Annotated in this window: 8 protein-coding genes; 2 read left to right on the forward strand and 6 right to left on the reverse strand. The window is 46.4% G+C overall.

The features are described from left to right. Nucleotides 1-15 precede the first annotated feature (15 nt). From PPO43_RS07415 to pfkA, 5 genes are all read right to left on the reverse strand, one after another. A complete protein-coding gene (locus PPO43_RS07415; protein ID WP_272621171.1) occupies nt 16-3,393 on the reverse strand; it encodes a DUF4175 family protein in 3,378 nt (1,125 codons plus the stop codon). 275 nt (nt 3,394-3,668) lie between these two features. Then, on the reverse strand, nt 3,669-4,652 hold the full coding sequence (locus PPO43_RS07420; RefSeq protein ID WP_272621172.1) for a lysylphosphatidylglycerol synthase domain-containing protein: 984 nt from the start codon (nt 4,650-4,652) through the stop codon (nt 3,669-3,671). After that, nucleotides 4,652-5,209 (reverse strand): crossover junction endodeoxyribonuclease RuvC, encoded by a 558-nt coding sequence (gene ruvC, locus PPO43_RS07425; protein WP_272621173.1) that lies wholly within the window; start codon nt 5,207-5,209, stop codon nt 4,652-4,654. Before ruvC ends, PPO43_RS07420 begins: the two co-directional genes overlap by 1 nt. A 68-nt stretch (nt 5,210-5,277) precedes the next feature. Beyond that, entirely contained in the window at nt 5,278-6,579 is a 1,302-nt protein-coding gene (gene der, locus PPO43_RS07430) for a ribosome biogenesis GTPase Der (RefSeq protein WP_272621174.1), read from the reverse strand. 340 nt (nt 6,580-6,919) lie between these two features. Then, nucleotides 6,920-7,897, reverse strand: a complete 978-nt coding sequence (pfkA, locus tag PPO43_RS07435; protein WP_272621175.1) for a 6-phosphofructokinase — start codon at nt 7,895-7,897, stop codon at nt 6,920-6,922. Nucleotides 7,898-8,098: 201 nt separating this feature from the next. Here pfkA and PPO43_RS07440 point away from each other — a divergent pair, with 201 nt between their 5' ends. Next, on the forward strand, nt 8,099-8,812 hold the full coding sequence (locus PPO43_RS07440) for a TIGR00730 family Rossman fold protein (RefSeq protein ID WP_272621176.1): 714 nt from the start codon (nt 8,099-8,101) through the stop codon (nt 8,810-8,812). Nucleotides 8,813-9,102: 290 nt separating this feature from the next. Here PPO43_RS07440 and PPO43_RS07445 read toward each other — a convergent pair whose 3' ends face one another. Further along, nucleotides 9,103-9,237 (reverse strand): hypothetical protein, encoded by a 135-nt coding sequence (locus PPO43_RS07445; protein WP_272621177.1) that lies wholly within the window; start codon nt 9,235-9,237, stop codon nt 9,103-9,105. Nucleotides 9,238-9,304: 67 nt separating this feature from the next. Between PPO43_RS07445 and PPO43_RS07450 the strand changes: the two genes are divergently transcribed. Then, complete coding sequence (locus PPO43_RS07450; RefSeq protein WP_272621178.1) at nt 9,305-12,334, forward strand: M1 family metallopeptidase; 3,030 nt, start codon at nt 9,305-9,307, stop codon at nt 12,332-12,334. Nucleotides 12,335-12,423 lie beyond the last annotated feature (89 nt).

Consider the following 12,423-nt stretch of genomic DNA (forward strand, 5'->3'; position numbering starts at 1 on the left):
ATAAACTAACCACATTTATCTCAAGGCTCTAAAATAGCCTTCTACTCGCTTTTTATAGTAAGGTTTCAGATTAGGCGAAACCGTACGGAAGAGTTCAACCTGTCCTTCTCTTTGTTTGAGATATTCCTCCATAGCGGGAGGCATATTTTTGGGCAAGTTTTCATCTGGGCGTTCGGCTCGTCTTTGGTCATCGTATTCTCTTTCTCTTTGGGCCTTTTCATGTTCGAGCATACGGGTCAAAATATCTTGTTGACGTTTGTTGATATCGGCGGGGAGGCGCTTATTCACTAAGTCGGTTTCCACCTTATCCATTTGGTCAATAATATCTTGAAGTTCTTTGCCTCCGCCTTTGCCTTTTTCTTGGAGTTCGCGTTTCATTTTCTCCATAGCTTTACGGATAGCGGCTTGTTTGGCGGCCATTTCGGCAAATTGTTTACTAGAGGGCGATTGGCCATTTTTCATCATTTGCTCTAGTCTTTGCAATTGTTCTTGTAGGCTCTTTTGCATTTCCTTCATACCGCCCATATTGGGTTCGCTACCTTTTTCGCCTTTGCCTTTGCCATCGCTACCAGGTTTGCCTTGGCCACCTGGTTTCTCGCACATCTGCTCGCCAGCCATTTCGCTAGCCATTTGCTGTTGCATTTGGTCCATAGATTCGCTGAGCATAAGGGCCAGATCATTGATATAAGTCATGCTATATTGTTGTTGGACCATAGCGGGGCGTTTTTGGCGTTCCTCCAACAAGTCGATACTTTTATTCAAGGTCTTTTTGGTGTCATTGACCTTTTCGGTAATAAAGCTTTCGAGTTGATAAACTCTTTTGGCTAGAGCCTGCAAACTATCCTCCACCTGCTTAAAATCATCTTTGATTTTGTATTGCTTTTGGACCAGTTTGACATATTTGGGGGTATTGGGCAAAGTATTTTGTACCTCATCGATCAGGGCTTCTTGATCAAAAGAGAGGTCCACCAAATTTTCGAGCAATTGGCGCATAGCTTTTACATCTTGCTCCATCTGCTGCATTTGGTTCATGCCCATCATATCCTCCATTTCCTTGGCCATTTGCTTCATCTTTTTAGAAGCATTTTTTTGTGATTTAGCGGCCTGTTTATTTTGCTTTTGCTTGAGCTGCTTAGAAGAGTTCTCCAAGTTTTCTTGGGTTTCTTTCTTCTGTTCCTTGAGGTCCTCATTCTCCATTTCCATTGGCTGATCGAGTTCTTCGTTTTTCTCTTTCGCCTTGTCCATTTTGTCTTGAATCTCTTCGAACTTCTTATTGATCTCCTCTTGTTTTTGCTCTAGTTCTTTTTGCTCTTCAGCAGATTGTTGCTCGCCTTCTTTTTGCTCCGTTTCTTCGGCCAGTTCTTCTTGTTCTTCGGCCAATTGTTCGAGTTCTTCTTTGGCGTCCATCATTTCTTTTTCCACCTCCATTTTCTTGAAGAGGCTGAGCATGCGGTCCAATTCGTCTTTCACTTCTTCCTCGTTCATCTCCATATTTTCGAGTTGTTCGAGGACCTCATTTTTATCCATTTTGTCCAGCATCTCCTCCATCTTTTCAAAGAGTTCTTTCATCTCATCTGACATGACTTCTTCAAAAAGCTTTTCGATCATTTCCTGTTTTTTGAGCAACTCTTCATCTGGTTTTTGATATTGTTCTTGCTGCTCTTTATTCTCTTGGAAATTCTGCTGGGCGTTTTGGATTTTCTCCTGTGTTTCTTTCTGTTGTTGGATGAGCTTTTCGATTTCTCGGCGGTCTTGCCAGTTTAGCTCATTTTTCTGCAATACATTTTCCTTGGCCTCTTTGATTGCTCGTTTGAGTTTCTCCATTTCGGCCATGGCTTCTTCTAGGTCCGACTTAATCGCTTGGTCATTTTTCTCCTCTTGGGCCTTCATTTCTTCTACGGTAGCCATTTGGTAAACCATCATGCTCGTTTTAGAAGATTTGCTTCCCTGTACCCCATCATTGTCCCAAACCTGAAAGTAATAGCTGAGTTTATCGCCAGGTTCTAGTCCCAAATTGCGCAAGTTGAGGGCATAGCGATAAGTCGTTTGTTTATCACTGAGAATCGGCAGCGGATCTCTTTCTTGGCGTAAAATTTTGCCATCTCGTTCAATCGTATAATGAAACCCTAAGCTATTTAGGCCATAATCATCAGAGGCTGAGCCTGCGAAGTAAATTACTTTACTATCTGTGCTATCGGCAAACTTCTCCAATTCAATTTGGGGATAGAGATCGGGAATAACGGTAATGCTATAATTCAAGGAGTCTCCCATAGGCAATTTAGCATTAGAGAGATAGATTTTATAGCTACCATCAGCTTGTAATTGGCGCTTGAAGCTAAAATCTTGGCGGCCAGAGCGCTCTGCTTCTTGGCGTTCTTCTCCTGCAAAGCGAAGGGCTAGTTCATCGGTAAAATTGGCAGAGAACAACCATTCTACTTTGGTGCCTGCGGGAACCACTAGATCGCCTACATTATCTAGGGTTTCATCTTTGCGGCCCGTATAAGCTGGAAAATCTAGGGCGGTTTGGAAATTCAGCAAATTGGGTTTTTCCAAAACGTTCATGCTATAGCTCTTAGAGCTAAAGCCATTGGCTTGAAAGCGGAAATTCAGATCTTCCTGCACCTTAGGGAAGACATAGCGAAATTGGGTAGGGCTCAGTTTCTCCATCTTAAACTGATAATTGTCTACCTCAATAAATACCTCTGCGGGTAAAGCTCCTTTTTCTTCAATATCTACCAACAACTCAAAATCTTCATATTGCACTAGTTTTTGGTCCAAATTGCGAGGCGAAAAGCCAAAGAGCGCTTGGCGCTCAAACTCTTCATTATTAGAAAGGATACGGCCCGTACTATTTTGCACAATATTGGAAAAGACCAATAGTCCAAAAAAGATGAACAAAGGCGGCAATACAAAACGCAAATACTTGCGGTTTTTGCGCAAATCAATGGCCTTTTGGAAAGGCACCGGGGCCAGCTCCACTGTTTTTTGGTTGATAGCAGCTAGCAACAAAGCGCTATTTTCTGCTTGGGCCTGTTGATTGAGCTGCAAAACATTGAGCAACTTATCTTGTACATTAGTAAAATGTTGGCCTACAATCTGGGCCGCCTTTTCGTGTGAAATGACCTTACCCAAACGGAAATATTGCAGTAAGGGCCAAAGTACCCAATAACTAAGGCCTAGTCCAGCCAAAGCCACAAAGCTATAAAACAAGCTTTTGCGGAAAGCCATAGAAGAGACCGAAGAGGTGAAAACATAATGCTCTAGAAGCACAAAGGTCACCCAAATTACAGAAATCAGGGCCAAGCTATGCAAGCTGCCCCGAATCAAGTTATTGAGGTAGTATTTTCGAATAAACGCATCAAGTTTATGGAGTAGCGTCTGATATTGGTTCATAATGAGTGCTTTTTTCTAAATTGGAGTTCCCTATATAATAATACGATTTTTATTAAGAAAGGCCCTCCCTTTTAGAAAACTTTAAAGCGCTAAACTTTAGTAAAACAGGCTATTTTGGCCCAATTCGACGACCGAAGGGAGGAGCGGCCTAGCGATGTGCAGCAGTGGCCCGTAGGGCCAGACCAAGCGGGCGCAGCCCGCGCAGGGCCGAGCGAATAGCGAGCTGCGAAACGTAGCGCCGCAAGGCGTAGCCGTAGCGGAGGCCCCAAAACCGCCTACTTATTCCTTTCTTTAGGCTTGGCGTTCAAGCTGAAAAAGCTTAGTAGGCTAGCGATTAGTGTGGGTAAAAAAATGTTAATTAGCCAAAGGGTAAAACTGGCCCAAAGGATATGATCGGCGGCGATAGGGGCCAAAAAATGGAGCGAAAGCGAGGCCCGAGCCAGTAGGGCCAGGGAGGCGGGAATCGGCAGGGCCGTTTGGGCCAAAAAGACCAATTGCACGCCCGTAAAGCTCAGTAAAAAAGGAGCTCGAGCGCCAAAAGCGTAGAGCAAGGCCACATTTTGGAGAATATAGCAGCTATAGCGGAGCAAGGAAAGGCCCAAAACGGCGGTCAAATTGCGTTTGGGCAAATTGAGTTTTAAGAAGGTATATTTTTGCAAAAAGGTCCAGCGCGACCAAAATTGCGGACCAAAAAAATACAGGCCCAACAAGAGCAACAAAAGCGGAGGCAAAACCCCATACAGCCAATATTTTTGGGCCAATAACCAGCTGGGAATCGGCAATTGGGTACTTTCTCGATAGACCAAAGCCAGTAATCCAGCCGCCACCAAAACAATCCATTGGGCCAGGCTACCAAAGGCGCTAGACGACAGACTTTGGGCTCGAAGTTCCTTGGGTAAATAGAGTAAACGGCCCGCATGTTCGCCTATTCGGTTGGGGGTAAATACGCCCAAGGCCAAGCCCATAAAAACGGCTTTCAGGGCTCGGTAAAAAGCCATAGGTGCGCCCAGCAAAACTCGCCATTTTTGGGCCTCCAAAGCCCAATTGAGGGGAAGGAGCAAAAGGGCCAAAGAAAAATAGGCCAAAGAAAACTCCGCCTGAAAGCGTTGCCAAGAGAGGGGCGGCAGCTCCGCTGCCGCCCGCTGCCACTGCTGCTTGAGCAGGTAGGCAAGAGCGACAAACAAAAGGAGCTGCAACAAAAAACGCAGTCCCTTATTGGCCCAAAGCGTTTGGAGCAGGAAACGAAAGCGGTTGCCCATTAGCCCTTGCGTTTGGGGTTATTATTGAGGAAATCGCCCCAGCCCTTATAGCGTTTGCCGCCTTTGCTAGCCGAACTACCTTGCAAATAATGACAATAGGCCACACCTACGGCATCCGTGGCATCTAAGAAATCGTGATGAAAATCGCCTTTAATCAGATGGGGCAACATGGCCGCTACTTGCTCTTTGCTAGCGGCGCCCTTGCCCGTTACGGCCTTTTTGATGCTTCGGGGACTATATTCTGTTACGCTTAGGCCATGATTGCCCATCACGGCCATGACCGCCCCCTGCGCCCGCCCTAATTTGAGCATCGACTGGGCATTTTTGCCATAAAAAGGATCTTCTAAGGCGCCTGTAGAAGGTTCATAATATTGAATCAGGCGATCTAGCTCGCTATAAATGAAACTCATCTTTTCGGCCTGGCTGTCCATCTTGCGCATATCCAAAACGCCCATACTTAGCAGCTCCACCTTGGGGCCATTGGCTTTTAAAAAGGCGTAGCCGAGCAAAATAGAGCCAGGGTCTACCCCCAAGATGATTTTTGTTTTCTTTGGCACAGTGATTCTGATTAACAAAAAAGGCCAATAGTGCGAACTACTGGCCTTTTTCTATTTGCTTTATTTACTTATTTATCTCTAAAGTAGAGTTTAAGCGGTACTCCGGTAAAATCGAAGCGAGCTCGCAAGCTGTTCTCCAAATACTTTTTGTAAGATTCTGAAACATGCTTAGGGTGATTACAGAAAAATACAAAAGAAGGATAAGCCGTAGGCAATTGGACCATGTACTTGATCGAGATCATGCGGCCCCGATAAGCGGGGGGATGATAAGCAGCCAAGGTTTCTTCCAAAAAGGTATTCAATTTAGAAGTAGAAATCCGTTTACTGCGGTTTTCATGTACCTCAATAGCCACATCAATGGCTTTAAGTACCCGCTGCTTCTCCAAAACAGAGATAAAGACGATGGGCACATCGCTAAAGGGCGCAATGCGCTCGCGGATGTGGTCCTCATATTCTTTGAGGGTATTGGTGCTTTTCTCCACCAAATCCCACTTATTGACAAAGATGACAATTCCTTTGTTGTTCTTGATCGCTAGGCGGAAGATATTGAGGTCTTGCGCCTCAATTCCCTTACTAGCATCTAGCATCAACACACAGATATCAGCAGATTCCAAAGAGCGAATGGCTCTCAAGACCGAGTAAAACTCTAAATCCTCTTTTACCGAGCGCTTACGGCGCAAACCCGCTGTATCAACCAAGATAAATTCTTGTCCAAATTTATTGTAATGCGCATGCACGCTATCACGAGTAGTACCAGCAATATCGGTAACAATAGAGCGCTCTTCATCCAAAAGGAGATTGACAAAAGAAGACTTTCCTGCATTGGGACGTCCCACAATAGCAATATGCGGAAGGCGGTTCTCTTCTTCTGGAATACCCGGAATAATATCCGTCAAAGCATCCAATAAGTCTCCGGTTCCCGCTCCAGAAGTCGAGCTAATAGGATAAAGGTTATCAAATCCCATGGCCCAAAACTCATGAATCATGAGCTGACGCTCACTATTATCTACTTTATTCACAGCCAACAAAACAGGTTTGTTGATCTCTTTGAGCAAGCGGCCCACCTGCGCATCTAGGTCGGTAATTCCCGTTTCTACATCTACCATAAATACTACGACCTGCGCCTCTTCAATGGCCATGCGCACCTGCTGACGGATCGCCGCCGCAAATACATCTTCTCCATCGCCAATAAATCCACCGGTATCTACCAAATGAAAACGCTTGCCGTTCCATTCTGTCGAGCCATATTGTCGGTCACGGGTTACGCCGCTCACATCATCTACAATTGCCTGACGCATCCCCAACATACGGTTAAAAAAGGTCGATTTTCCTACATTGGGCCGCCCTACAATGGCTACCAAATTTTCCATATCTTCTATAATGATTAAGTTCGTCTGAAGTCTGTCGGCCCAAGTTTTCTAGACCAACTGCTGTATAGTTCGCATTCAGCCCACAAAGATAAGCATATTTCACTGACCCGCTTATTTTTAGCTTTTTTTCTTTTTGGGGCCTCCCGCCTTCGGCGGGCGCTACGTTCCGCAGCTCGCTCTTCGCTCGGCCCTTCGCCGCTTTCAGCGGCTTGGTCTGGCCTGACGGCCACTGCTACACATCGCTAGGCCAGGCGCTACGCGCCTCTGCTGCCGCATCGGTTACTCCCTTCGGTCGTCGAACGGCGCCCTAAAGGGCTTGTTGTGGCCAGGCGCTATGCGCCTAAATGGCCGAAAGAATATGGGCTACTTTGGCCAAGCTCGGACTAATTTCAATGTTGTGTTTAGTAGATTGCTCAAAGGGAACTTCAACAACTTGTTTGTGCTGTACCCCTATCATAATTCCTTTTTTGTTTTCCAACAAGGCTTCTACGGCACCAATCCCCATTTGGGCAGCCAGCACACGGTCGGCACAGGTAGGCGTTCCCCCTCGCTGAATATGGCCCAAAACAGTCACTCGGCTTTCTTCATAAGGGACCTTATCTTGCACTTGCTTGGCCAATTCAAAAGCTCCACCAGCATCATCGCCTTCTGCCACAACAATAATACAAGAGTGTTTGTGCTTCTCGTGATATTCTCCAATTTGCTGAATCAACAAAGGGATGTCCGTTTCTACTTCAGGGACCAAAATGGCCTCTGCCCCACCAGCAATACCCGAACGCATGGCAATAAAACCCGCATCTCGGCCCATAACTTCCACAAAAAACAAACGATTGTAGGCCTCTGCCGTATCTCGGATTTTATCAATGGCTTCTAAGGCCGTATTGATAGCCGTATCATAACCCAAAGTATAATCGGTACCATATAAATCATTGTCTATGGTACCAGGAATGCCCACAAAGGGTATTTCGGGATGCTCTTCCATAAAGACCGTAGCCCCCTTAAAAGAACCATCGCCTCCAATGACTACTACCCCATCTACTCCAGCTGCTTGCAATTGTTCAAAGGCTTTTTGGCGACCTTCGGGCGTCATGAATTCGGCAGAGCGGGCAGAGCCCAAAATGGTCCCACCTCTATTGATAATGCCTTGCACCCCTTCACGGTCCAAGGGAACAAAATCTCCCGAAATCATTCCCGCATATCCTCTTCTTATGCCCAGTACCTCTACCTGATTATATATAGCAGCTCGCACCACGGCACGGATGCAAGCATTCATTCCAGGCGAATCGCCTCCAGATGTAAAAACAGCTATTTTTTTCATGCTTTTTGTTTTTTTGGCCCCAAAAAAGGTGGTCAAGCTGCCTAAAATACAGTTTTCTCTTCCCTTTTTCAGTTTTATTTTGATAAATTGCTGAGCTTTTGCCTCGCAAAAAGCCAGAACGACTATTCTTGATGGCCCTTCTTTTTCTTTAAAAAGATGGCATTTTTTTGTGCCCAGGGCCCAACTTAAAATATTTTGACTATGACAGAAAAAGAAAAGCATTCTAAAAACAACCCCAGACAGTGGTCTAAAATTAAGGCGGAGAACTCTTGGACCATGTTCAAGGTCATTGCAGAATTTGTAGATGGCTACGAACGCCTCAACGATATTGGTCCCTGCGTTTCTATTTTTGGCTCGGCTCGCACCAAGCCCGACAACCGCTACTATAAACTAGCTACCGAAATTGCCAAATTGATGGTCAATGAAGGCTATGGTATTATTACAGGTGGTGGCCCCGGTATTATGGAAGCCGCTAACTTGGGCGCCAAGCAAGCAGGTGGTCCTTCTGTAGGACTCAATATTGACCTTCCTTTTGAGCAAGGCCATAACGACTATATCGACAACGACAAGATTTTTAACTTCAAGTACTTCTTCATCCGCAAAGTGATGTTTGTGAAGTATGCGCAAGCCCTTGTAGTGCTTCCTGGTGGTTTTGGTACCATGGACGAACTCTTTGAGGTCCTTACTTTGGTCCAAACCCATAAGAGCTCTCCTGTTCCCATCATTTTGGTAGGTTCTGAGTTCTGGACTGGCCTAAAGGATTGGATCAAAAACGTGATGCTAGAACAAGAGCATAATGTAAGCCCCAAAGATTTGGATCTTATGCCCATTACCGATGATCCCAAAGAGGTGGTCCGCATTATCAATGAGTTTTATGCGCATGAAGACCTCAAGCCTAAATTGAATCTGCTCTAAACGAGCCGAGGAATGACAAATAAAAGTGCCCCCGCTGCCAATGGCAGCGGGGGCACGCTTTTATAAGGTCCAGAGGCGCGCAGCGCCTGGCCACAACAAGCCCTTTAGGGCGCAGTTCGACGACCGAAGGGAGTAACCGATGCGGCAGCAGAGGCGCGCAGCGCCTGGCCTAGCGATGTGCAGCAGTGGCCGAAGGCCAGACCAAGGCGGCTTTGCCGCCGCAGGGCCGAGCGAACAGCGAGCTGCGAAACGTAGCGCCCGCAGCTTGCTGCGGGAGGCCCCAAAACAACTTAATCATTCCTGCTAGCATAGTAAGCGTAATAAGGTACCTGCCCCAATTTCTTTAGTGTACTTATGGTTGAAGATTTAGGTGCATCTGCAGTTTCATAACTAATATCATCCTGAGCAGTATAAAGCACTCCCAAAATTTCTAGATATATTTCCCTCCAAATAATCCAATAAAAAATATTGCTAAAAAACATACTTCCTAATATGAAATCAATTCTAGCACTTTTGCTCTTTTTCTGTTCTTGCTTTCTGTCTGTTTGGGGGCAAAGCAGCGGCTACTTTCAGCAGCAGAGCCGTTATGAGATTCACTTTCGGCTTAATGAGGCCCAGCATAGTTTATCGGGTCATTGGAAAATGAGCTATCAGAACCAGTCGGCAGATAGTCTAACTGAAATATGGATACATCTTTGGCCCAATGCCTATCGCAACAACAGCAGTCCCTTTGCCCATCAATTGGCTGAAAATGGCGACCTGAGTTTTCAGTTTGCGGCAGATTCGGCCCGTGGGGGAATAGATAGTCTGGACTTTAGCAGCCCGGGCCAAAACCTTAGCAGCAGTTTTCCGTTGGGCGGCCAAGAAATGCTGCGGCTGGAGCTGAGCGCCCCCCTCGCCCCAGGCGACAGTTTGCTGATTGAAAGCCCTTTTCACTTAAAAGTACCGGCTAGTTTTTCTCGTTTGGGCCATCAAAAACAATATTATCAGCTTTGTCAATGGTACCCCAAAGTAGCCGTTTATGATGAGCAGGGCTGGCATCCTATGCCCTATTTGGACCAAGGGGAGTTTTATGGAGAATTTGGCGATTACGATATATATATAGAGCTACCCGCCAATTATTGGGTGGCCGCCACGGGCGAGCTACAAACAGCAGCCGAGCAAAAACGCCTAGCCGATTGGGCCAAAGCCTGCGCAAAAATGGACCTCATTGGGCTTTCGGTAGATCCGCCCCCTAGCCTTCCTTCAGATAGCAGCTTTAAGCAATTGCACTATCAGGCTAAAAACGTACAAGACTTTGCCCTCTTTTTGAACAAAGACTTTTATGTCCTGAAGAAAGAGATGCCCCTAGCCGCTGGCCGAAAACTTCCCCTTTGGGCCTTTTTTGAGGCTGAAGAAGCTTATATCTGGCAGTTGGCGCCCGACTTTATGGAAAAATCAACTCGCTATTATTCTAAAGTCATGGGCGAGTATCCCTACCCGCAAATTACGGCGGTCCAAGGCCCCATAGGCGCAGGTGGCGGCATGGAATACCCCATGATTACTATCATCAACCCCACTAGCAGTAAAAAATATTTAGACCTCGTTTTGGCCCATGAAATTGGCCATAATTGGTGGTATGGCATTTTGGCCAGCAATGAGCGCAAACACCCTTGGATAGATGAAGGCTTTAATTCCTATATCGAAAGCCGCTATATGCAGCAAGAATATGGCGGCCAGCCCTTGCGCCAAGCCTATTTGGCCTATCTGCTGCAAGCCAAACGCAATGAGGAACAATCTAGCGCCCTGCCCTCTGATAGCCTGAGCAATTTTAATTATTATTTGGCCGCCTATGCCAAACCCAGCCTTATTCTATCTTATCTAGAACAGCATTTGGGCCAGCCAAAAATGGATAGCATTCTGCAATCGATTTATCAAAAATGGCAGTTCAAACACCTTAGTCCCCAACAACTGCAAAAGGAGTTTGAGCAGGGCAGCGGCCAAAATTTAAACTGGTGTTTTCAGGAGCTGCTACAAGATAAAAAGCGAGTAGATTTGGCCCTAACCAAACTAAGTAATTGGGGCAGCGACAGCCTATTGGTCCAAATTCAGAATAAGGGCCAGGCCGCGCCCCCCATCTTTTTGGCCTATATGAATGAGGAGGGCCAAGTCTTGCAGGCCTTTAAGTTCCCCCCCTTGGCGGCGGGAGAAAGAGAAAGTTTCCGCATCCCCAAATTGGCCCATGCGCATAGTCTAGAAATAGACCCCTTTGCCTATTTGCCCGACTACAATAGAGCCAACCAACAGCAGCATTTTGATCGCTCCAAACGAAATCTCATTCATTTGCTCTACCCTAGTCCAGATTTTACAGATCAAGCACCTTCTATGGCCCCGATTATTGGCTATAATGCCCATGATGGCTTGCTGCTTGGGTTGGGCCTCTACAGCAACCCCATTATGCCCAAAAATTGGCGCTATCAACTTTATCCTTTGCTTGGAACGAACTCCGAGCAGCTCTTGGGCCAAGGTCAATTCGCCTTTCACAAAGGTTTGCAAAAGGGCAAAATCAAAGATTATCAAATTAGTCTAGGCTATAAGCGCTACAGCTATTTTAGTAATGAGTCCTACGACTATAAATTACAATATCAGCGTTGGCGCTTGGCGGCGGAGCTGGCTCTGCGTCCCAAAGCAGGTCGCCAATTTAAGCGGCAATATATTGGCCTAGAAAATCTATTTATTCGAGAAGAAGAGGAAAACTTTGAGCGCGATAGCCTGAATAATATTAGCTATTTGGGCAAAACGGGCAGCAAGCGCTCGGTCCACCGCCTCTATTATCGCTGGGAAAATAGCCACCCTTTGGCCCCAGCAAAATATAAATTGTCCCTAGAGTTTGCCCAATATGATCAAGGCCAAGAGCAGTATCTCAAACTCAGTCTAGAGGGACAAAAAGACTGGTATTATGCCGTAGGCAAAAAGATCGGCCTCCGCTTTTTCTTTGGCGGATTCCCCTTTCATAGCGATCGAGATTTTGGCGCTTACCCGCTGCATTTGCTCAGCCGAAATGCCCATGACTACCATTATGACAACTATGTTTGGGGCCGAAATATCCAATCGGGCTTTTCCGAACAGCAGGTTTTAATCAAAGAAGGGGGCTTTAAATTGCCCATTGCCAACGCCCAAGCCATTGGCGACGGCCGCAGCAATAGCTTTATTGGCGCTATAAATCTCCGTGCGGATTTGCCCATTCGCCTGCCTTTCCGCCTGCCCTATTTTCGCCTACAACCCTATTTTGATTTGGGTTATTTTGAAAACACCGCCCCCTCCCTCCAACTAGACAGCCCCGCCGATGCCATCTTTTACGATCTCGGTCTGCTGCTCGATATTGGCGATGGACTGGCCCAAATTTCCTATTCTTTTTACTCCAATGAACGCCTCCGCAATTATATGAAGGAGAAAAATAATTTTTGGGCCCGCCTCGGCATCAGTATCAACCTCAATAGCTGGAGCAGAGAAAAATTAACCGATGAACTGATTGGATTTTAAGTGTTTTTTGGGGCCTCCGCCTCGCTGCGCTCGTCGGCGCTACGTTGCGGGGCTCGCTCTTCGCTCGGCCCTGCGGCGGCGGCGCCGCC

Source organism: Saprospira sp. CCB-QB6 (assembly GCF_028464065.1).
Lineage (GTDB): Bacteria > Bacteroidota > Bacteroidia > Chitinophagales > Saprospiraceae > Saprospira.

Coding starts and splice junctions, on each gene's coding strand:
- PPO43_RS07415 (WP_272621171.1), bottom strand. CDS start 3,393: ATGAACCAATATCAGACGCTACTCCATAAACTTGATGCGTTTATTCGA.
- PPO43_RS07420 (WP_272621172.1), bottom strand. CDS start 4,652: ATGGGCAACCGCTTTCGTTTCCTGCTCCAAACGCTTTGGGCCAATAAG.
- pfkA (WP_272621175.1), bottom strand. CDS start 7,897: ATGAAAAAAATAGCTGTTTTTACATCTGGAGGCGATTCGCCTGGAATG.
- PPO43_RS07450 (WP_272621178.1), top strand. CDS start 9,305: ATGAAATCAATTCTAGCACTTTTGCTCTTTTTCTGTTCTTGCTTTCTG.
- der (WP_272621174.1), bottom strand. CDS start 6,579: ATGGAAAATTTGGTAGCCATTGTAGGGCGGCCCAATGTAGGAAAATCG.
- PPO43_RS07440 (WP_272621176.1), top strand. CDS start 8,099: ATGACAGAAAAAGAAAAGCATTCTAAAAACAACCCCAGACAGTGGTCT.